The 21367-nt window shown below is 33.9% G+C and carries 22 protein-coding genes and 1 tRNA gene; 20 read left to right on the forward strand and 3 right to left on the reverse strand.

Translation table 11 applies throughout. From position 1 onward, the window contains the following. Positions 1-18: 18 nt before the first annotated feature. From K5781_RS07370 to K5781_RS07380, 3 genes are all read left to right on the forward strand, one after another. A complete protein-coding gene (locus K5781_RS07370; RefSeq protein WP_297442268.1) occupies positions 19-705 on the forward strand; it encodes a trans-sialidase in 687 nt (228 codons plus the stop codon). Between the two features lie 68 nt (positions 706-773). Then, positions 774-965, forward strand: a complete 192-nt coding sequence (locus tag K5781_RS07375) for a hypothetical protein (protein WP_297442270.1) — start codon at positions 774-776, stop codon at positions 963-965. Between the two features lie 90 nt (positions 966-1055). Further along, positions 1056-2012 carry a trans-sialidase gene (locus tag K5781_RS07380; protein WP_297442272.1) on the forward strand — a complete coding sequence of 319 codons (957 nt, stop codon included), beginning with the start codon at positions 1056-1058 and terminating at the stop codon, positions 2010-2012. 21 nt (positions 2013-2033) lie between these two features. Here the strand turns inward: K5781_RS07380 and bcp are convergent, their stop codons facing one another. After that, the gene (gene bcp / locus K5781_RS07385; RefSeq protein WP_297442274.1) at positions 2034-2498 is read right to left on the reverse strand and encodes a thioredoxin-dependent thiol peroxidase; all 465 of its coding nucleotides are present in this window, start codon (positions 2496-2498) and stop codon (positions 2034-2036) included. 102 nt (positions 2499-2600) lie between these two features. On the opposite strand from bcp, the gene K5781_RS07390 reads away from it, so the two are divergent. From K5781_RS07390 to K5781_RS07405, 4 genes are all read left to right on the forward strand, one after another. Continuing rightward, the gene (locus K5781_RS07390; RefSeq protein ID WP_297442277.1) at positions 2601-3314 is read left to right on the forward strand and encodes an aquaporin; all 714 of its coding nucleotides are present in this window, start codon (positions 2601-2603) and stop codon (positions 3312-3314) included. A gap of 39 nt (positions 3315-3353) precedes the next feature. Beyond that, complete coding sequence (locus K5781_RS07395; protein ID WP_297442279.1) at positions 3354-3785, forward strand: hypothetical protein; 432 nt, start codon at positions 3354-3356, stop codon at positions 3783-3785. Further along, positions 3778-4599: a hypothetical protein gene (locus tag K5781_RS07400; protein WP_297442281.1), complete on the forward strand. Its 822-nt coding sequence runs from the start codon at positions 3778-3780 to the stop codon at positions 4597-4599. Before K5781_RS07395 ends, K5781_RS07400 begins: the two co-directional genes overlap by 8 nt. Before the next feature lie 38 nt (positions 4600-4637). Then, positions 4638-4712: transfer RNA gene (locus tag K5781_RS07405), tRNA-Arg, on the forward strand. Between the two features lie 61 nt (positions 4713-4773). Here the strand turns inward: K5781_RS07405 and K5781_RS07410 are convergent. Together K5781_RS07410 and K5781_RS07415 are read right to left on the reverse strand one after the other, a co-directional pair. Then, positions 4774-5151 (reverse strand): hypothetical protein, encoded by a 378-nt coding sequence (locus K5781_RS07410; RefSeq protein WP_297442283.1) that lies wholly within the window; start codon positions 5149-5151, stop codon positions 4774-4776. Between the two features lie 34 nt (positions 5152-5185). After that, positions 5186-5377, reverse strand: coding sequence for a hypothetical protein (locus K5781_RS07415; RefSeq protein WP_297442284.1), 192 nt, complete (start codon positions 5375-5377; stop codon positions 5186-5188). A 341-nt stretch (positions 5378-5718) separates the two neighbouring features. Between K5781_RS07415 and K5781_RS07420 the strand changes: the two genes are divergently transcribed. The 13 genes from K5781_RS07420 (at position 5719) to K5781_RS07480 (ending at position 21342) form a co-directional block, all read left to right on the forward strand. After that, entirely contained in the window at positions 5719-10800 is a 5082-nt protein-coding gene (locus K5781_RS07420) for a hypothetical protein (RefSeq protein WP_297442286.1), read from the forward strand. A 35-nt stretch (positions 10801-10835) separates the two neighbouring features. Further along, the gene (locus K5781_RS07425) at positions 10836-11891 is read left to right on the forward strand and encodes a hypothetical protein (protein ID WP_297442288.1); all 1056 of its coding nucleotides are present in this window, start codon (positions 10836-10838) and stop codon (positions 11889-11891) included. A gap of 282 nt (positions 11892-12173) precedes the next feature. Then, the gene (locus K5781_RS07430) at positions 12174-12380 is read left to right on the forward strand and encodes a hypothetical protein (RefSeq protein WP_297442290.1); all 207 of its coding nucleotides are present in this window, start codon (positions 12174-12176) and stop codon (positions 12378-12380) included. 50 nt (positions 12381-12430) lie between these two features. Then, complete coding sequence (locus K5781_RS07435) at positions 12431-12661, forward strand: hypothetical protein (RefSeq protein WP_297442292.1); 231 nt, start codon at positions 12431-12433, stop codon at positions 12659-12661. Between the two features lie 65 nt (positions 12662-12726). Beyond that, positions 12727-14034 (forward strand): hypothetical protein, encoded by a 1308-nt coding sequence (locus K5781_RS07440; protein ID WP_297442294.1) that lies wholly within the window; start codon positions 12727-12729, stop codon positions 14032-14034. Positions 14035-14097: 63 nt separating this feature from the next. Next, positions 14098-15411, forward strand: a complete 1314-nt coding sequence (locus K5781_RS07445) for a hypothetical protein (protein WP_297442296.1) — start codon at positions 14098-14100, stop codon at positions 15409-15411. Positions 15412-15456: 45 nt separating this feature from the next. Further along, the gene (locus K5781_RS07450) at positions 15457-16791 is read left to right on the forward strand and encodes a hypothetical protein (protein WP_297442298.1); all 1335 of its coding nucleotides are present in this window, start codon (positions 15457-15459) and stop codon (positions 16789-16791) included. Between the two features lie 115 nt (positions 16792-16906). After that, positions 16907-17830, forward strand: a complete 924-nt coding sequence (locus K5781_RS07455; protein ID WP_297442300.1) for a hypothetical protein — start codon at positions 16907-16909, stop codon at positions 17828-17830. A gap of 2 nt (positions 17831-17832) precedes the next feature. Next, entirely contained in the window at positions 17833-18762 is a 930-nt protein-coding gene (locus K5781_RS07460; protein WP_297442302.1) for a cation diffusion facilitator family transporter, read from the forward strand. A gap of 62 nt (positions 18763-18824) precedes the next feature. Next, positions 18825-19847 carry a hypothetical protein gene (locus tag K5781_RS07465; protein ID WP_297442304.1) on the forward strand — a complete coding sequence of 341 codons (1023 nt, stop codon included), beginning with the start codon at positions 18825-18827 and terminating at the stop codon, positions 19845-19847. 93 nt (positions 19848-19940) lie between these two features. Further along, complete coding sequence (locus K5781_RS07470; protein ID WP_297442306.1) at positions 19941-20303, forward strand: hypothetical protein; 363 nt, start codon at positions 19941-19943, stop codon at positions 20301-20303. A 55-nt stretch (positions 20304-20358) separates the two neighbouring features. Next, a complete protein-coding gene (locus tag K5781_RS07475; RefSeq protein ID WP_297442308.1) occupies positions 20359-20886 on the forward strand; it encodes a hypothetical protein in 528 nt (175 codons plus the stop codon). 87 nt (positions 20887-20973) lie between these two features. Further along, positions 20974-21342, forward strand: a complete 369-nt coding sequence (locus tag K5781_RS07480; protein ID WP_297442310.1) for a DUF5654 family protein — start codon at positions 20974-20976, stop codon at positions 21340-21342. Positions 21343-21367: the final 25 nt, after the last annotated feature.

The following is a 21367-nucleotide window of genomic DNA, read 5'->3' on the forward strand; positions in this document are numbered from 1 at the left end:
TTGGCGTAATCAACCCAAATGTACATAAACCCCGGATTGACCACCAAAATTATGGCAGCTGCTAAAAAGCAAACTAAAGCAGATCTTGAAAACAAGATTGCCGAATTAGAAGCAAAGCTAAACAAACTTTCTACTCAGCTAGAATCAAAACCAGCTGAAGCAAAGCCAGCAGAGACTAAACCTGCTGAGGTTAAACCAGCTGAAACAAAACCAGCTCCAGCAAAACCTGCTGAGAGACCTGCAGCAACTACCAAACCAAAAGGTGTACTACCTAAAGGTATGGAAGAAAAACCAGCAGAGACTCCAAAACCAGCAGAAACAACTGCACAACCTCCAGCAACTGTTCAAGATGCATTAGAGAATGCATACATGACTGCTCCAATGACTGATTTCCATCAGTACAGAGCTAAAGTCACAGGTTATTCTCCATCTCCAAACAGATACTATGTTAGAAGAACTGCTCCTGTAGGAAAAGTTCCAACTACAAATTGGAATGATCAAAAAGTAAAGGTAACTGGATACACAGCATGTTCAAACCAATACTATGCTACAAAAGCAAGAATGGCATACCATCCAGCTGACAAAACATTTGGAAGTTTTAGTGGAATCAATATGTCTGTTGAAGGCGTTGATGCACCAGCACAACAAACTCCAACACCAGAACCACCAAAGCCTAAAAGAGGCACACTACCAAAAGGTTTCTAATTCAACAACATCCTTTATTTTCTATTTTTAATAGTAATATTCTTCTTTGATCATATTCTATATCACATATGGCTCCAAAAATTCCATGTCCTAATTGCAAACAAAACGAATGGCTTGAAAATAATGAACTAAGTTATCTGCCAACTGTTATCAAAATGGATGACGGAACTTATGCTGCAGATACAAACAACGGAATTCATGTTAGATTATGGAGATGCAATAACTGTCTATTTGTAATGCAATTTTGGGAACCTGATTAAATAAAAACTGATGAAATTTTTACAACATATCCTTGTTTTTCACTAAATTTTTTGATTAATTTTTTCTTATGATCAAAATGTAAATAAACAATGCAATCTTTACTGAAAGGAATGGCAGGAAAAACAAAAGCAAGTACGAAAAAGGATCTAGAAGCCAAAATAGCAGCGCTAGAGGAAAAATTAACTAAATTATCAACACAGCTTGAAGCCAAGCCAAAACCAGCTGAAGCAAAGCCAGCAGAGACTAAACCTGCTGAGGTTAAACCAGCTGAAACAAAACCAGCTCCAGCAAAACCTGCTGAGAGACCTGCAGCAACTACCAAACCAAAAGGTGTACTACCTAAAGGTATGGAAGAAAAACCAGCAGAGACTCCAAAACCAGCAGAAACAACTGCACAACCTCCAGCAACTGTTCAAGATGCATTAGAGAATGCATACATGACTGCTCCAATGACTGATTTCCATCAGTACAGAGCTAAAGTCACAGGTTATTCTCCATCTCCAAACAGATACTATGTTAGAAGAACTGCTCCTGTAGGAAAAGTTCCAACTACAAATTGGAATGATCAAAAAGTAAAGGTAACTGGATACACAGCATGTTCAAACCAATACTATGCTACAAAAGCAAGAATGGCATACCATCCAGCTGACAAAACATTTGGAAGTTTTAGTGGAATCAATATGTCTGTTGAAGGCGTTGATGCACCAGCACAACAAACTCCAACACCAGAACCACCAAAGCCTGCAAAGGGGACTCTTCCAAAAGGTATGGGGCAAACACAGCAAGCTCCTCCTCAACAACAATCAACATATGTTGCAGATGATGGAAAATCTAGAGAAGAAAAATTAGCAGAATATGAAGCTGATTACTTGCAAAGATTAGAACAACAAAGAATTGATGAAGAAAAAGAATTCCAACAACTCTTAGAAGCTGAAGCTAAAGCTAGATCAACAGCTAGTAGAGGTACTTTGCCAAAAGGTTTTGAACCAAAACCCGAACCAGAAGCCCCAAAAGCATCTAGAGGCACACTACCAAAAGGTTTCTGATCTTCAACCTTTTTACTTATTTTATTTTAAATTTAGAAAATCTTCTAGCACTTCTTTAGAGTGTCCTGCAGGTTTTACTTTGGGATATATTTTGAAAATTTTTCCTTTTTCATTTACAAGAAATGTACTTCTCATAACTCCCATGTATTCTCTACCCATGAATTTTTTCTTACCCCAAACACCAAAGAGATTTGAAACTTCTTTGTCTACATCTGCTAATAACGGATATTTGATTTTCATTTTATCGCAGAATTTTTTATGAGAATCTACATCGTCTGGGCTGATGCCGATAATTTCAATTCCTTCTTTTTGGAATTTTTTATAATCTTTTGAAAATTCATCTGCCTCTGTTGTACAACCTGGAGTGAAATCTTTTGGGTAAAAGTAAATGGCATGTTTTTTGCCTTTAAAATCACTAGACTTTACTTTGTTGCCATTTGCATCATTTACTGCAAATTTTGGAACAGAATCTCCTTCAGAAATCATGTATTCTCAAATGAATTGATCTATAATTAATTACTTTATGACTGTATTAGATCACATTCACAGTCCGAATCTTTTATATGGAAATTGGCGGGGCTTTTGCTCATGGTTAGTCCTAGAAATTGGCTTGCAGAAGCAATTTCCACATTTGCATTGGTCTTCTTTGGACCTTTATCGGTAATTCTTTCTGCATCTGTTTTTGGAGATGGACTATCTATTGAAGCAATTATTATGATATCTTTGGGCCACGGTGCAGCTATCGCATTTATGGTCTATGCATTTGGACACGTGTCTGGTGCTCACATCAACCCTGCAGTTACAATTCCTATGATGATTACGAAGAAAATTGGAATTGCAGACGGTATTGGATACATTGTATTTCAAATAATTGGGGCAATAATTGCAACCGGTACTCTAGTTGCACTGTTCCCTGAAGTTGGAAAAGATGTTTTCTGGGGTGCACATGGAGGACCAAGTGATTTGCTTGGAGGAAGCATGATGTCTGGATTGATAGTTGAAATCATTTTGACTTTCTTCTTGGTAACTGTAATCTTTATGACTGCAGTTCACAAAAAAGCCCCAAAGAGCGTTTACGGTGCAGTAATTGGTGGAATGATCTTCTTATTGCACTTGGTAGGTGTTCCATTAACTGGAGCTTCAATGAATCCTGCAAGATCTTTCTCTCCTACACTATTTGCAGGTGACGCAGGACTGTGGGAAGTACAATGGCTGTACTGGGTAGGCCCAATCGTTGGTGGTATCATTGCTGGCTTGATAATGAATTACATCTATGTCAACAAAGCAGAACAAGAAGCATAATCCTAACATTTTTAAAAATTTGAACTTTAATTTTTACATATGACTTCTGCTGAAGATATTTCCAAAATGTTTTACAGTGAATCTGAAAAACTTGTTTCTCTATTTGACACTGCTGATTCAAAAACTGATGTGAATATTCATGAGATTGTCGAGACATATTATCAAGTCATGAATGTCTCGTCTATGGCATCTATGCTTAAACAACAGGCTACTGAATCTGAGGAATTAACAAAAACAATTCAGCAAACTGAAAAACTAATTTCTTCAAGGTTTGATTCTACAATCCATCCAAAAATTATGGAAAAACTATCTCTGTCTATTCAAGAACTGACAAAGACTCTGCAATCAGGCTCTGGTGAGAAATCAAAAGAGCAAACAGAATCAGATGCTAAACTCTTCGAAGAACTACGTCAGAATATGAGTACTAGAGAGTTTGTCCAACAATATGAAAATGGTCTTTCTCATGATTGAGGATATTGCAAAAAATTTAGTTGAATTAAAAAAAGAATTTGTTAAAGTATATGACGGTAAAAGTCAGATACAGGAGGTAATTCCAAAATCAAAATCTGATTTGTTCCCCATTGAGAAATCTCATTTAGAACTGCTACATCAATTTGCATCAAAGAATCCTATCTATTACAATTCATATGAAAAACAAGTTGGTTCAGTTGATTGTATTGTCTATGAGGGTGACATTAACAAATATTGGCTAAACAGCATACAGCACGGTTCAAGCAAAGCTCCTTTTTCTCCTACTTGGATGATGTCTGCCTATCTTGGTTCATTACTTGCAAAGAATTTGGGCTATTTGCAAGTGGTTGACATTGGTTCTGGCGATGGTCGTATTGCTTTTTGTGCAAAAATTTTAGGATTAGAATCCTTTAGCATTGAAATTGATAATATGCTTGTTGATTTGCAAAAACAATTGACCTTTATTTTGGATTTTAATCCATATTGCTCTGATGCAACTATATTTGATTATTCTTCATTGAATTTATCAAAATCCATATTTTTCATTGGAGGGCTTGCACAGATGGGTGGTGTCTCGTTGGTATCTGGAATCTTAAAAATAATTGATTCGATCCCTAATCTGAAAAAAAATACTGGATGGGTATTTGCTGGAACTTTGTCTCAAAAATATGCTCCTGATCCTAAAAATGAGGCAGGTTGGGGCACATTGATAGAAAAAAGCAATCTAAAATCAATTCAAACTATTTCGTTACCTACCGCTTGGACTTTTCATGAACCTGATGAAACATCCTATATTTTTGCAGAACCTCACTAATAGCAATCCAAATTAAGCGTAACTTTCCCAAACTTTTCGGACTCGTTGCATAGCTTGGATAGTGCGAACGCTTGCGGAGCGTTAGGTCGTCGGTTCGAATCCGATCGGGTCCGTTTTTATCTTTAACTTGTTACTAAAAATTCAAATTAAAAATTAAAAAGAAAAATAAAAAAATTATGTTCTTTTTGGGATCATTGACGGTAAAACTTCTACGATGTGTCTATTCAACGATGCAAATTCATTAGAGTTTGCATTAATGGTACTCAGTGTTTCTTTTGTAGCATTAATCGATGCAATTGCAATCTTGTTTTGAACATCTATAGATGATTTTAATTCTCTTTCAATATCGTTAACAATTTTTATTGTAGCTTCTGACAATCTTGCATTATTTCCTATCTTTGATGCAAATCCTTTCTGAATATCAATAGATGAACATGCAATATTTTTACATGTTTCAATATATTCTTGAAACAGATTAGTTATAGATTGATGATATTGAGGAACAGTTTTTTCGACATACGTATAGATGCTGTCTGTATATCCTTTCCACATTCCATAGAAATCACCTTTATTTTCTAAAATTGGTTTATCCAGTTACAGTACACCTCCTCTCAGGTTGGGCTAAGTGTAATGTTGGATAATCTAAAATCATCCATGAAAGTCCCATTATGTCTTCAGCATTATTTTCTACTCTGAATAATGAAGCGTTTTTGGCATCATTCATTTTCAGAGATGCTCTGGATGTACTTTCCTTTGCAATTTGTATGATTTGACTCATGAAATGTTCTATGGTTTAGAACCTATTAAGCCAGAGGATTTTTGAATATAATGATGGTATAAACAATCAGTTGATTTCATTCAGAACTAAATCAAAACAAAATATCTTTAAGAATTTCTTTCACTTATGCATACTCCGTGCGACATAGACATAGCATGTCATAGTGATGCCCTCGTATCCAGACAGCACAGTCTTATGACGCACTAGATATTTTAATTTGATTCCTCCATCTAAAATTGTTTAAATCTTATTTTTCCATCACAATGCTTTCATACTATGAAAATAATTGATTTTATTCGATAAACGTTATGATTTTAAACAAAACTATTTCTGCAATTGTTTTGACTACTCTCATTCTTACTGGAAGCATGTCTTTGGGAAGTTTTTCAAATGTTGAAGCCCAAACTTCTAATCTTTTTGTTTCTGCAGACAATTCCTTGTTTGACAATCGAATGTCAGGTCCTCAAGTAATAGAAGTGGTAATTCGTGATCAAAATATCAGTAATACTGGTGAAGGAAAGGGAGAACCTGACGTTACGGTTAACGGAAAAGATTTGCGTATGGTTCAGGCAACTGATGGAAATTGGTATGGATATTTCTCTGATAGAAAGCAAGCTCAAATAGCTGATAGTACAGTTGGCTTAACTGGAAAAGGACTTGATTTTGGTACATTTTGTTCTAGAAATACTTCGATTTTAGGAGTCTCCGTTTCTGACACTGAGGGAATTTCTATTCCTATCAACGGTGTGTCTGTAGGTGGAGAAAATGGCAAAAATCCTCCCAATCAAATCATTCAAGACTGCTCATTAACTTTGCCTTATTCAAAAAAATCGATTAATGTTGTAAGGCAAGCAAAAGAAATGAATCCTGGTAATACTAAGGTCAATCTTGGACAGATAGGAGTTGCATCAAAGGATCTTTGGCCATTCATACAACTGTATGATTTTTCAAAAGGTGGTAATGTAATAGTACAATACAACAAAGGCGGAGGTGCTCAAAAAACAACTCTGACATTTGATTCTGTAGAAAAATCCATTAAGCATGAACTTGATAGAGCATCGTATCCTAGATCTTCTGATGTTAATTTAAAAATTACAGACCTCACACTAAACATTGATCCTACATCTGTAGATTCTTGGTCTTTTGGAACCTCTCCCACAAATCCATCTACATACTATCTTCTATATCGTGAGTCAGGACAATCTCATTCTGATGGAACTTTAGGTGCTGTAAATCTTGTACCTCACCTTGCTTCAATGATGTTCAAAGATAACGGTATTCTTAAGATCAATCCAAGTTCTCAAGGACAAACAAATGTGCTTACAATCAAAGACAATAGTCATTCAGAAACTAATGGTGATGGAGAAAAAAATATTTCATTAGTATCTTCTGGTGCAGGTACAATCGGAGCTGGAAAACAACCCGTCACCATCACTGAAACTTCTCCAAACAGCGGTATTTTTACTACGTATGATCCAAATAATAATTCAGTACTGATTACTACTCAAGATGCTCAAAGAGGGACTTCTACATCTATAGAATATAACAAAAAACCCTTAACTCTTTTAATTGGATTTGGAAAGGCTAGTTTGTCTCTTGATGAGACCCTAAAAGGAACTGAATGGAACTCTGGCGAAGAAATGCCTGTTATTCTGATTGATCCTGATGCAAATAAAAATAATTTAGAAAAAGAAGACCTTGATCTTTTCAATCCTTCTTACAAAGCAATTCCTGCATTGAGTACTGGAAATCCATATACTTTAGGAGAAAGTGGTACAGAAACAAATAGTAAAATCTCTGCATCCTTTTTAGATGGATTTACCTTAAATCCAACCACTTCTGAACAATTTACCCTTACAGGCGCAGTTTTGGGCACTACTTCTTCAGTAGTAGTTGAAAAATTCAGTGACAGGGCAAGAGTAGATCCTCTCAGCAATGTTGATTCTGATGCTTTGGTAATTGATCTTAAAACAAATCTCAACAAACTTTATTCTTCTATTAACAACCCCTTTGATTCTACAACAAATTTTAGAGGTGTGAATATGTTTAACTTTGACATACGCTCTATTAACAACACTATTTCTAATGTTGACATTTATCTGCTAGTCGGAAAATCTTCTTCTCCTATTCTTGACTCTTCTGGAAATCCAACATCTGATATTACTGCAATCAAAATTGCATCTGATTCTTCTTTACAAAATCTAATCAATCTTAGTTCAACCCAACAAATTACAAATCCTCAACTATTACATTCTAATTTATTTTCAAATTCATTTTCTGGAAATGAACAAATCGGTTTGATGTTTGTATATCCAAAAATTCAAAATATTGGAACAGAGACAAGACCTATTGTATCTGACTTTTTCTCATATGGTTTGATTAAAGATGGACAGCTAAAAAGTGAAAGAATTGCAAATCAAATTGTTCGTATGGAGTTAGAAGAACTTGCAGCAAATACTGGAAAGTTCAGAGGAAGTCTTGAATTTATCATGTTAAACCAATTGAACGTTTTTGATTCAAAAACATTTGAGAAAATAATTCCTATAGATGATGAACCTGTCTTTCTAATGATTGATGAATTAAAAGGAAACGATGCACCAAGAATAAACTACAATGATTTGGGTTCAGATGGAGTATTTACTGCTGTTTCAGACCAACAAGATATCTTATCGCACATGGGTATTGTTGTACTTTCTGTAAAGACATTCAAACCTGGAGATACAGTTGGTGTTACTTTGTCTGACAAAGATCTTAACACCAATTCAGATTTAGTTGAAATTTACACTGTAGTTGATCCTTCAAAATATCCTAATGATCCAGCTGTAGATACTGTAGGTCTTCCAAATCTAGGACTTACTAGTAGTAATCAACCGTATGGACGACTATTGGAAGTTACATTTGATGATGAAACTTGGATAAAATCATCTGTTTCTAAGAATGGAAAGTCCTGCTCATCAATATCTGGTACTGATGGATTGGCCTCGACTGGTTTTACTTTAGTTGAAACTGGAAGCAAAACTGGGGAGTTTAAAGGTGATTTTAAAATCCCATCCCAATATTGTTCAAGAAACAGTGGCGGTACAATCAAAACTACTACTGGTGTAGACATTGGAGCAAGATACTATGACTTTAGAGGACAATCAAGTCAGGCTGCAATTACTAGTACTAGTGCTGCTGTAGGTGCAACAAGTGGAAGTGTTCAACTTGACCGCACAAGTTATCCTGTTCCTGTAGGTTCTGTTTCTGACTTTTTTACTTCTGGAAAATCTACTGCATCTAGACCCAACAATTTATCGATTTTTCCATATCATTTGACTGCAATCACCAAAAATGGAGATGTAAATGCAATAGACTCTGGTGAAGAAATAGGACCTAAAGATACTGTAATTTATGTTCGTATCAGTGATAATGATTTTAACCTGTCTGTCAATGGAGAAGATACTATTTCCCAAAACATATCTGGAACAACTAACGGTCCAGTTAAAGTATTTGTTACAAGAGGAAGCTCAACATTACTTTTAGCTACAGCTGGTGGTGAAGAGGCAAAAGCAGGAGTGATAACAACGGGAAAGAATACAAAAAGTGGAATTACTAGGGAGCTTGGTCCTATTGCAGAAACTTCTCCTAGTTCTGGGGTTTTCCAATTTAGTTTGCCCATAAGATATGTTGATGGTCCTTCTTCAACTAAATGTCCGATAACTCCTGATTCAGGATTTACAAAATTAGACAAAACAAAATCTGGTGTACTGTCAAGATTTGATGTATCTCCGTCCACAGGAAATTATTGTATCTTACAAGGTGATATTATCACTGTGGAATATTCTGATCAAACAGATGCATCTGGTTCTCCACGAGCTGTAACTGGCTCTGCTGCATTTGATCTTCGAATTGGTTCATTACAATCTGATACTCAATCTTACATTATAGGACGTGATGCATTAATTACTTTGATTGATCCTGATCTAAACTTTGATTCTAAAAAAGCAGAGACGCATTCACTTGATTTGCTAGAATGGAACTCAAATAATATCAAGACCACTATGGGTAAGATGGGCGGTTCTATTACAAATAATGGACAAATATTCAACTCACAACCATTTGGATTACGTGAAACTGGTGATTCTACTGGAATTTTCCAAACCACTATCGAAATTCCATCTGAAATTAATGGCAAATCTCTTGACAGGGGAGATCAAATCAAAATAACCTATACTGATTGGGGAACATCCGGTTCTGATTTTGTGGGTAAAAATGATCAAAAAGCAGAATTGAAATTCTTTACATCTAATTTCCAATCCTTGATTTCTTTAGATAAGAAAGTGTATACATGGACAGACAAAGTCTATGTTACAATTACTGCCCCTGATCATAATTTTGATAAAAATAAGATTGATGAAATAGGTTCAAAATCTACAAATGAAATAAAAATTTCTACTAGAGCCAACAAACTCTCACAATACAAACTTGCAGAAACTGGTGGTGATACAGGAATTTTTACTGGAGAAGTAATTCTAACCGGATTCAAACATGATGCTGATGGAAATTCTAGAACTGGGAATATTGATGGAATCGATACCAATCCTAGAACTCAACCAAAGAGTGGCGGTGGTCCTACAAACGGTTTCTTGGAAACTAAAAATGATGATGGTCTAACTATATCCTTTCAATTTACTGATAAAGAAACCTCTACTGCATCTGCATTGATTAGATGGAATATTGGAGATATTGAATGGGTTCAAGGTGCATCATCAGCTAATGGGAATGGCATTATTCGTGTAATTGATCCTGACATGAACCTTAATCCTGAAACTGTAAACACATTCGTCATAGATGCTTGGTCTGATTCAGATTTGGGTGGTATTGACTTGACTGTAACTGAAACAGGACCTGCAACTGGAATATTTGAGGGACAAATTACATTTTCTTCAAAAGATCAATCATCTGGTCATAAATTACGAGTAAGTGAAGGAGACTATGTAACTGCAAAATATGAAGACAATACTTTGCCTAAACCTTATTCCAGAAATGATGAATTAAAAATTACCTCTAGTACTACTGTGGGACCAATTATTCCACCCATGGAACGTGCACCTGTGTATAATCCTCGAATTGTTGATTCCTTTGGAAACGATGTTAGTTTGATAAAGGTGGATAACCAAATCCAAATATCTGCAAGTATTCTGAATAATAATGTGGGAACTCAACCCTTTACTTATCTGGTTCAAATTCAGGATTCTTCAGATTCTGTAAATTCATTATCTTGGATTTCTGGTACTATGTCAAAAGGACAATTACTGTCTCCTTCTGTTTCTTGGATTCCTGATACTCCTGGTAGTTATACTGCAACAATTTTTGTATGGTCTAGTTTAGATAATCCATTACCTCTCAGTCCTACTGTTAATTTTGAGATTATTGTTTCCTGATCTTTTAAGTAGAACTAAATATAATATGAATTGAGATGAAAAACAAAACATCTTTTATTGCAATTTTTAGTATTTCTATATTATTACTTGCTGTTGTAGGTACATTGGATTTAATTCCATTAGCTGATGCATTAAAAGGTCAAGGTGTACCTTCATCACAATATGGTTCTGCAACAAAAGGAATAGTTTGTGGTGATAGATTATGTTCAGAAGTAGAACCTGAAGAAAAGAAAGTAGAAAAAAAGGAACAAGTTAAAACTGAAGAAAAGAAAGTAGAAAAAAAGGAACAAGTTAAAACTGAAAAGAAAGAATCTGAAAAAAAGAAATTAGATGATAAGGCCGCTTCTGAAAAAGCAAGATATGATGAAATATCTTTGCCTCCGAGAACAATTAAAACTGGAACTATTACTTCTGTACAAGATCCTGGTCAAGGACACGAGGGTCATCAACTAGCAATTGTTTTACCTCCTTCTGAGAAAGTATATCGTGGAACATTTGCATTTGCTGCCTCTGAAAATGTTCAATTAGTGGCACTTCATGGTCCATTGAAACAAGGTGAGGATAAAGGACAAGCAATCTGGTCTCCTGATGGTAAAACAAAATATGCTTTGACTTTTGTTCCATTAGATGCCTCTGCAGGTACTTGGTCTTTTGCTGGGAATGCTTTAGCACTACATACTATGAATGAAGAACCATTTACTGCTTCATACTCTATTGCATATCGAGAACGAACTCTATCTGATACTGTAAAAAGTGAAACTATTACTTCTGTACAAGATCCTGGTCAAGGACACGAGGGTCATCAACTAGCAATTATTTTGCCTCCTAGGCCTTATGCTTATTTTGGAACTTTGGGCTTTTCTGCCTCTGAAGATGTTCAATTAGTTGCATTACATGGACCTTTGCAGCCTGGTCAAGGAGCACATGGACAAGCAATCTGGTCTCCTGATGGTAAAACAAAATATGCTTTAACTTTTGTTGACAAAGAAACTTCTGCTGGAACTTGGCAATTTACTGGAAATGCTGTTGCACTTCATACCATGAAGGATACTCCTTTCACTGTAAGTTATTCAGTAGCTACTGGACAATAAATTCATCTTAATTTTGTTTAAACTTTCAATTTGTTGAATAACTATGGATTTAACTCTGTTTCAGAACATTTTTCACATAATACTGGTTTATCTGTAGCATAAACTAACTTTGCTTCTTTTTCTGTTATTCCACATCTAAAACATTCTGAGACTCTTACCATGATTACTATATGATTTTTCTAATATTTTAATTGTCTATGACTAGATTGATCTATTTGTGTATATTGATGTTGAAAGTTTAGATTGAGAAATCTTTTAGTAATTTATCTATTCTAAATTAGCGTGTATTGCAATAATTCTTGTCAAAAATTCAAAGTTACAAGTTTTAGTGGTAAAGGCAGATATGTAGAAGGACAAAAACGATGTCCTCAATGTGAGGTTTTTATTTTGTGGGATGGTTTGTGGTGTCCTTGTTGTGGACGATTACTTCGAACAAAACCTCGTGCAAAAAAACTAAAGAGAAAATTAGCCTTGAATAAAAATAGATAGAATTTTTGAATTGGTGTAAAGTATTAATTTTGTAAGCGTATAACGGAATTGTGGTTTTTAAAGTCATGTACAAATTTGAGAATGATGACGTTTCATATACTTGCTATATGACACATATGCAATATACCAACTTTCAAAAATTACCTACTGTCAAAGAACTAGTTATTCTAAAAAGAAATCAAACTGAAATGAAAGAATATGAAGATGAAATGCAACGTTCAATTGATCAGGCATTCAAAAATAGTACATCTCACATCAAAAAACTTTCTGAGGAAATCTAACGCTGATTAATCCTGTCATGTACTTGTCTTAATAGGCATAAATAGTCAAGATACTTTGATGCTGTATGGGACTCTCTTCTGCAAATCTCTTGGGTTTGAAGGTATTTGCACCTGATTCCATTACAAATAGGAAATTAGAATTTTTTGAATTTTTTAAATATGAAACTAAGATGTTTAGAGATGAGACAATTTTATCTAAAGAAGATCTATCCAATGCGATTTCTAAAAGTTCTAAAATTAAGAATGTGTCTAAGATAAAAAAATCTGAATTAACAAAACAATTTGAAGAATTCTTGAAAGACTTGGATAGAACATTATTTATCAAAAACTCTGAAGACGAAATCTCTGAAATTAAATGGGAACGAATTGATAGTTTTTGTAGTTTATTGAGATTGATTGAAAGAAGTGATGAAAGAAAAATTAGATGGGCATTATATCATTTATTTGCTTCAAACAACCTGAAAATTTCTGTCAAAAAAATTTCTGAACTGTTGAAATCTTTTAAAATTAAAAATATTGAAAAAATTATTACAAAAATTTTAAAATCTGAAACTCTGTCTGGACTGGATGCAAATTTTGATAAAAAATTTTTTATAATTAACCATGAAAAAAATTCCAAAGTTGTATCCCATTATTTAGCTGATGCAATAGACGAACCATCGAGGCGTTCACCAGGCGAATTAGAAAAAGAAATTCTAGAGTTGATAGATGAGGGCTCCTATTCTAATCAAGAAATTTCCACTGCTTTGCTTGTTGATGAAGGACTTGTTTCACGAACTATTGGTAAACTACGTGATCAAGATGAAATTATCCTTTCAAGTTTTGGCCAACGGGGTGCTAGATATTTTACAACAAATTGTGAAAACTGTCCATTTGGAACCACTAAATCCTCGTGTAGGAAAGAGGCAATATCGTATATTGCTGAAGCGTTTATGAATGATTTTGGATTGGATCTTTCTGCAAATGATTTTGACTCTGTTGAGACAAACCAAGCTCTTCTGAAAATTAAAAGAATTGTTATGATGGCACGAAAAGAAAAGAATACCAAACTTGAGAAAAATCTGAGTGAAAATCTGACTGTCTTACTTTCTAAGGTTGTAGATAAATTCACAGAAATTGAAATTCCTGAAAAACAAGTAACCCTTCCTGAAATTAAGATAAATGTGCCTGCAGACATGTCAAAATTACCTCTTTTGTATCAGTTAGGGTTACAAAAAGGAGCCCAAGGGGGAATTCATCTAATGGATGAGATGCTTCACTTAGTTTCAAAATCCATTGACAAAACTGATAGGCTCAAAATCAAAAAACAGGCTCTTAGTCAGACAAATAAATTTCTAAAGAATATTGGGCTTGATCAAAAAAATTCGACTTGATTTGATTCAGAGTTAAAACAATTAACTGGAATGTTTTTTAATGATAAAAAAATGATGTTCATTATGAAATCCATTTCTGTATTTGCAATAATTTTGGGTATTGTATTGATTTCAGGAACATTGCCTTCTCAATCATTTGCAGATGTGATTAGCCCAAGACAGCAAATGAAATTAGATTTTACAAATGATCAAATTATCTGTGCAGAAGGATTGGTGAAAGTTACTAAAAACACTTCTGACAAAGTATCTTGTGTAAAACCATCCACTGCTGAAAAATTAGCTGATAATGGTTGGGCAAAACCTCTCTCTGAGAAAAAATTAGAAGAAATTCAATCTAAGAAATTAAAGAAAGGCGAAGTTGCAGGAACTATCACAAAAATCGCAACTTTGAAACAACTCTCTGAAAAAACTACTGGTGCAAAATCTAGTACTAATGCATATTCATATATCTTTGAAGCCTGTGGTACTACAAAATTAGTTAAAGCTCCAGAAATTTTTGTTACATCTGATAGTGAGACAAAAAGTGTAAAGTTAGCTAGTCCTTTAAAACCTAGCTCTTGTTATACTAGTTCTGTAAATATTAAAGCTGCAGATCCAAATTCTATCTCTGCTGTTCTATTGAATAAAGGAGGAATTTCAGAAAAAGTTTCCACTCTTGAATCCCAAATTGCAGATTTAAAAACCAAAATTTCTGATGCTAAAGCAAAACTTCCAAAATCTAACAGTGATTCTCCTGACTCTGAAAATATTACTAATATTGTATCTATGAAAAAAGACCTGAAAGAACTTCAGGATCAACTTAGAAGATATTTGATGGTTTTGTATGTGCCTCCAAACACCAAAGTATCAAAACTTGACTTGCCAAAATCAATTACAGGACAGCCTCTAGAAGGTATGAGTACTAATCTTATCTCTGTAACTGAAAGTGTCGCTCCTACTGGTTCAAGCAATGCGGATCTTAAAAGATTCAATGTGGTTTTTGAAGCATGTGCAGGCACTCAATCAATTAGATTGCCTGTGATCACAGTTACTTCGGATACTGAATCAGTTGATGTCAAATTGATTAATAGAATTATTCCTGAATCTTGCCAAGTAGGTATTACAAGAATTAATGCTTTGGATTCTGAATCTATCATGCCTACAATTAGTGGTAATTCTGGAGTCTCGAAACAAATCAAATCTTTAGAAACTCAAATATCTGAAATGGAAGCAGCACTTGCTGATAAAAGAAGCAACTTGGGTGATTTAATCTCTAAAAAACTTGATTCTTCCACAGAACCTATTGCTTTAAAATTAACTCAAGAAATTAGTGATTTACGAAATGACATCTTAGAAAATAGAGTCAAACTAAATGCACTACTGCTTAAGGCTTCATGAAATTACTAATCTTTGGATTCTGAATTTGTGATGAGGTGTTTTACTATGATTAAATTAATCCCTGTATCTTTTTTTATATTTGTACTACTTACATCTACAGTAACTACATCCAATGTATTTGCAGATGTAATTTCTCCTAAGGATCAAATGGATCTGAATTTTACCGCTAAGGAAGTAATTTGTAAAGAAAATCTTGTAAAAATTTTACGTGTTTCAAATGGAGATGCGATATGTGTAACTTTTGGTATTGTGGATTTCTTAGTTGAGAGGGGTTTTGCTGTTGAACCTGTATCAAATATTCCATCTGAAAATAATGTAAACTCTTCAAAACCTGTTGGAACTTTAACTCATATGGCAACTACTAAACAATTCAAAAATCCTGGTCAAGTAGAAACATTTCCAAAAATAAACACCTTCAATTATGTTTTCAAAGTTTGTGCCATAGATGAAAAAATCAAGTCCCCTGAGATTATCATTACTTCTGACGCTGAAACAAAATCTGTTAAATTACGTGATGTTCAAACAACTTCTTGCTATACTACTGCTGCACTAGTCAAAGCAACTGATCCTGATAGTATATCTGCTAGATTGCTTAATCATGGGGGAATTACTGATGCTATTACCGAACTTGAAAATAAAATTGCAACTCTAAAATCTGAAATTACTGTACAGCGTGAAAAATTATTGTCAATTAATGACGAATCTCCAAGTACTGATAGAGCAAAAAAAGTCTCTGCAATTCATCAAAAAATCTCTGATGTTAGAACTGAATTAAAAAGTGTCAAATATGAACTTCAAAAGTACTTATTATTTTTAAATTTGAATTCTTCTAGTCATATTTCCCCTGTTGTTAAAGGCAAATCCATTACTGGTATGTCTATTGAAAATGTTGTTTCTGAAATAGTTTCTGTAAATGAAGCCCTAATTCAACCTGAAGATCGACCAGAAAATTCAATGGCGTATAATGTGGTTTTTGAAATATGCACATCTGACACCCCACTAAGAATCCCTATTGTAGAATTGATTTCTGATGTGTCACAAAAAACAATCATGATGGCTGAAAAGATAGTTTCAAATTCTTGTCAAGTTTCAACTGGAAAAATCATTGCGATTAATTCAAATTCTATTTCAATTAGCTTAGTTGGTCAGACACAATCTTCTGATAATGTTGTGAAATTAGAAAACAAAATAAATTTGTTGAAAGATGAAATGAAAATAGAACAAGATAAACTCAATGTGGCTTTAACGTCTAGTTCAATTACTAAAGAAGAACGTGAGAATGTTATCTCAGAATCTACTTTGAAAATTCATGAATTACGTAAAGATTTGCTGACTACTAAGACCGAATTACATAAAATCCTCTTACAGGTGTATAGTTAGGCATCATTAATCTAAAAACGATAAATGTCATTAATGTAATAAATTTCCATGTTGCCTGTTACCATAATAATTCTTAAAATCGAGTCCATTTTTCAAAAAGAATTTCAGATTTGACATGAAATATTTTTTAATTCTTGTTTTTGTATTGGTACTTTTTGTAGACTATGCATTTGCGCAAAGCATTGTTGAAAACCAACTAGGTAGTTTCATAGGTAATTTTACCGATACTGAAAATCATATTATTTCTATGATTGATTTTGATCTTATTGGAGATAGATTAGGTATTGAGATATCCTTTATTGATCTAATTTTTTATTCCTCTGGAATGGTTGTATATGGTATCTTCATTTGGAATTTTTACAGATTTCTTGCAAGACGAGAAATGATACCTTTGCCTCTAACAAAATATCAAACTGATGGTAAGAAAATTACTTCCATTGCTAGCTATGTTATCAAGTATGTGATAGTTTTCCCATTTGTAGTTCTAGTGTGGTTTATTGTTTATTCTACATTTTTATTTTTCATGGCTCCTGATTTGCCACGTGATATTGTTTTTCTAGTTGTAATTTCTCTTGTGGTTACTGTTAGAATATCTGCATATTACAAAGAGGATCTTGCAAAAGATTTTGCTAAATTAATCCCCTTTGCACTTTTAGGTATTTTCCTTACAAGTAATATCTTCTTTACCACCGAACAACTAATTGATAGATTAGATGATTTTATTCCATTTATAGGAAAAATTATTGGATTTATTGTATATGCTATTTTAGTTGAAGCAATATTGCGCATATTATTTCTCATCAAAAGAAAAATCCTTCCAGTTGCAGAAGAAAAACTCGAAGAGCAAATTGAAAAACAAATAGATGAGAAAATTAACGTCCATGTTGAAAAAATCGAGAAAAAACACGAAAATCTTGAAAAGAAATTAGACAAAGAGACTGATGAAATTGAAAAGAAAATTAAAAAAGAAACTGGTGACATTGAAAAGAAAATTCAAAAAGATAATAGTGATTCAAATAATGAATCAAAACGTGAATAACCGTGGCCACTGGTTCAACTAAAGCAGTATATGCTGCACTTTTTGGCAATCTTGGAATTGCTGTTACAAAATTCATTGCTGCAGCTTTGACTGGAAGTGCTTCTATGTGGGCTGAATCGTATCACTCTGCATCTGATACAGTAAATCAAATTCTTTTGCTTTTGGGAATCAAAATAAGTAAAAAATCTGCTACTAGTTTACATCAATTTGGTTTTGGCAAGTCTCAATATTTTTGGTCCTTTATTGTAGCTACTATGATCTTTGGGATATCTGGAATCTTGTCTTTGCAACATGGTTTTTCTTCCTTACTTGGTGACTCGCACCATTTTGAAAATCCTGTAATTAATTATATTGTTCTTGCAATTGCATTGGCGTTTGAAGGCAATGCATTAAGAATTGCGTTAAATCAGTTTAAAACACCAATTACTTCACGTGGTGAAAAAATCAGACTTTCTTCATTGTACAATGAATTTAAAAACAGTAAAGACACTTCCCTTCTGACTGTAATAGTTGAAGATACTGCTGCGTTACTTGGTATTGGAATAGCTATTGTGGGAATATTTCTTACTGATATCACTGGAAATACTGTTTATGATGCAGTAAGTTCCATTTTGATTGGAATTCTTTTGATGTCTTTTGCTTTTTTCTTGGCCAAAGAAAATCGTGGTCTTTTGTTAGGTGAGGCTATTTCAGACAAACAGAATAAAGAAATCATTAATGCAGTTTCTGCAATATCTGAAGTAGATCATGTAGTCACAATGAAAACCATGCATCTTGGACCTACCTCTGTCTTGGTTGGAATTGAAGTAAATCTGATTGATGGTCTAGATACTGATGAAATTGAAACAATTACTGACGAAATAGAATCTGAAATAATGAAAATCTTACCTGAATCAAATAATGACCATATTTTTGTAGAAATTCAGAGATAATTCCTATCCAAATTACATTCTTTTCGCATTCTTTATAATCCGCATCTTTTAATAATCTTCCAATGACAAAAACAATTCTAGCTATTTTTGCAGTTGCTGTTCTCTTCACAGGAACTATCGCAGGACCTGCCGGATTTATCCAATCTGCCGATGCTCTAAAGAGTAAAGGTACTTCTGCATCTTCCATAAATTCAAACAAGGTTTGTGGTGACAGACTCTGTTCAGAACCTCCAACTGAGGCAAAAACAGAGACAAAGAAGAAAGAGGAAGTAAAAACGGAAAAGAAAACTGAATCTGCTGAAAAAGCTAAAGACGCTCCTAAAAAGGATATGAAATCAGAAACAATGGAAGCTGCAAAAACTGCTGCTACATTGAAAGCACCAAAGACTATGTCTGGTGTACTAACTTCTATACAAGATCCTGGTCAAGGTCATGAAACACATCAACTAGCAATAATTTTGCCTCCTAGTGAAAATGTCTACAAAGGACATTTGACTTATACGGCATCTGAAAATGTTCAGCTCGTTGCATTACATGGACCTCTAAAGAAAGGAATGGATAAAGGACAAGCAATTTGGACAACTGATGGCAAAACAAAATTTGGTTTAACATTTGTTGACAAAGAAACTTCTGCAGGAACTTGGCAATTTACCGGAAACGCAATTGCAGTTCACACCAAAAATTCTGAACCATTTACAGTAACATATTCTGTTTCATACACAGAACAACCTACTGATGGTCAAAAAGTCTATAGAGGAACTATGACATCAGAACAAGATCCTGGTGTCGGCCATGAATCACATCAGCTTGCAGTATTGCTAGCTCCAAGAGATAAAGCATATTCTGGTCAGTTGACTTATGATGCTTCAGAACCTGTACAACTTGTTACTCTTATCGGCCCAATGTCAAAAGGTGAACTAGTTGGAATGCCTTCATGGACTCCAGATGGTGAAACCTATTTTGGATTGATTTTAGTACCAACTAAAGCAGCAGGCACTACATCATTCTCAGGAAATGCATTGGCTCTACATACGATGAATTCAGACCCCTTCACTGTAAGCTACTCTATAGTGCTTACAAAATAATTTTTTCTTTTTTATTATGAGATCATATTGATTGTTAATTCAGGTTCAAACTCTATCTAAAACTCTAATAATTCGTATAACTTGTAATATTCATTGGATTATGAAAATTTCTGTAAGCAAATTTTAGATGTAGTTCCAAAGATTCGATTTGCCACTGTTTATGATGAGTGGTCAGTTAAGCTAGGGGGTGGGATGAGAGAAGGTGTAGAAAATTTGCTTTCAGAACGCGCTGAAAAAGAATTGGTTAATCTTTCCACACTTGACTGGAAATCTCGCAAGGATATGGCAAAATGGCTTGGAAAAACAAAGTATACTTTGGCTGAATATGATAAAGTGAAGCGTTTTTCATTTTATTTGGGTGATGATCATCTCCTTCTAGTAAGTACTGAAATTGATAGCGATACTGATGTTGTAGTCGATGAAGTGATTCGGTTATATTACAAAAATCAAGACTAGTTTTTTAATTTCTTCAAAGTTGAATCTTTTTATGAGTAAACAATGAACCATTATTGTGGAATTAAAATCTGAAAAGTCCATCAAAGAATACCTCAAAAAATTACCTGATGACACTATAATCAAATATTATCTTGATGTAGAGTATAGTCCGTTTCCATTGTTGTTAATTGAAGAATACACTAGACGGTTTAAACGAAAAACCAAAAATGAAATTATTAAAGATATTAAACTACAATCAAGACTTGCCAAAAAGAAAACTAAAGAACTAGGTTCAATGGCAAAAAAACACAAACTTGTTGACGATGTTACAAGACAAAAGTCTGAAGAATTTATTGCACATGCAAAGAAAAAAGGTTATCACATTAGCGAAAGACTAGCATCTAAAGGAAGTATTTTGGGTTCTAAACTAAAAAAGAAAACACAATCTGGAATTGAATCTGGAATTAAAGCAAGTTCAAAACTAAAAACTTCTAAGCACCATGATCTTGATTTGTTAAAAAAACTTGGTGATTTACAAAAAGCCGGAATAATCACCAAAAAAGAATTTGAAGAAAAAAAGAAAAAAATTCTATCTAAAATTTAAGAATTTGATGATTTCTTTTTAAATGATATTTTGTAATTTTGACCTTATGTTTTAATACATGTAATTAGACTTACATTTTGAAATCCTTTGGCTGATGAAGAACAAAAAGAAACTTCAATCAAATTTGAAATTTTAGATAAAATTGCAGCATTAATTGCAGCTGCCTTTGGACTTGTAGCTGCACTTGCATGGAATGACGCAATAAAAGCCCTCTTCAGAGAAGTCTTTGGAACTACTGATCAACTAGGAGCAATGCTTGCATATGCCATTCTTGTAACTGTAATTGCAGTAATCTTGACTATCTTTGTTGCTCGCGCAGCGTCTAAAGCAAAACAAATCATTTCAAAGACCTACAAATGCAGTTTATGTGATTATAAAACTGAAATTCAATCCAAATTCATGGAACATGTTACAAAAGAACACTCTGCAAACGAAGACAAATTCCTCTCAAAATAATTAACTTTAAAAAATTTAATTCTTT

This window comes from Nitrosopumilus sp., assembly GCF_025699255.1.
Taxonomy (GTDB): Archaea; Thermoproteota; Nitrososphaeria; order Nitrososphaerales; family Nitrosopumilaceae; genus Nitrosopumilus.

Excerpts from the sequence above, each read along its gene's own strand:
- bcp (WP_297442274.1), bottom strand. The coding sequence starts at position 2,498 with ATGATTTCTGAAGGAGATTCTGTTCCAAAATTTGCAGTAAATGATGCA.
- K5781_RS07440 (WP_297442294.1), top strand. The coding sequence starts at position 12,727 with ATGGGACTCTCTTCTGCAAATCTCTTGGGTTTGAAGGTATTTGCACCT.
- K5781_RS07445 (WP_297442296.1), top strand. The coding sequence starts at position 14,098 with ATGAAATCCATTTCTGTATTTGCAATAATTTTGGGTATTGTATTGATT.
- K5781_RS07410 (WP_297442283.1), bottom strand. The coding sequence starts at position 5,151 with ATGTGGAAAGGATATACAGACAGCATCTATACGTATGTCGAAAAAACT.
- K5781_RS07390 (WP_297442277.1), top strand. The coding sequence starts at position 2,601 with ATGGTTAGTCCTAGAAATTGGCTTGCAGAAGCAATTTCCACATTTGCA.
- K5781_RS07450 (WP_297442298.1), top strand. The coding sequence starts at position 15,457 with ATGATTAAATTAATCCCTGTATCTTTTTTTATATTTGTACTACTTACA.
- K5781_RS07455 (WP_297442300.1), top strand. The coding sequence starts at position 16,907 with ATGAAATATTTTTTAATTCTTGTTTTTGTATTGGTACTTTTTGTAGAC.
- K5781_RS07415 (WP_297442284.1), bottom strand. The coding sequence starts at position 5,377 with ATGAGTCAAATCATACAAATTGCAAAGGAAAGTACATCCAGAGCATCT.
- K5781_RS07380 (WP_297442272.1), top strand. The coding sequence starts at position 1,056 with ATGCAATCTTTACTGAAAGGAATGGCAGGAAAAACAAAAGCAAGTACG.
- K5781_RS07465 (WP_297442304.1), top strand. The coding sequence starts at position 18,825 with ATGACAAAAACAATTCTAGCTATTTTTGCAGTTGCTGTTCTCTTCACA.
- K5781_RS07375 (WP_297442270.1), top strand. The coding sequence starts at position 774 with ATGGCTCCAAAAATTCCATGTCCTAATTGCAAACAAAACGAATGGCTT.
- K5781_RS07425 (WP_297442288.1), top strand. The coding sequence starts at position 10,836 with ATGAAAAACAAAACATCTTTTATTGCAATTTTTAGTATTTCTATATTA.
- K5781_RS07395 (WP_297442279.1), top strand. The coding sequence starts at position 3,354 with ATGACTTCTGCTGAAGATATTTCCAAAATGTTTTACAGTGAATCTGAA.
- K5781_RS07370 (WP_297442268.1), top strand. The coding sequence starts at position 19 with ATGTACATAAACCCCGGATTGACCACCAAAATTATGGCAGCTGCTAAA.
- K5781_RS07400 (WP_297442281.1), top strand. The coding sequence starts at position 3,778 with ATGATTGAGGATATTGCAAAAAATTTAGTTGAATTAAAAAAAGAATTT.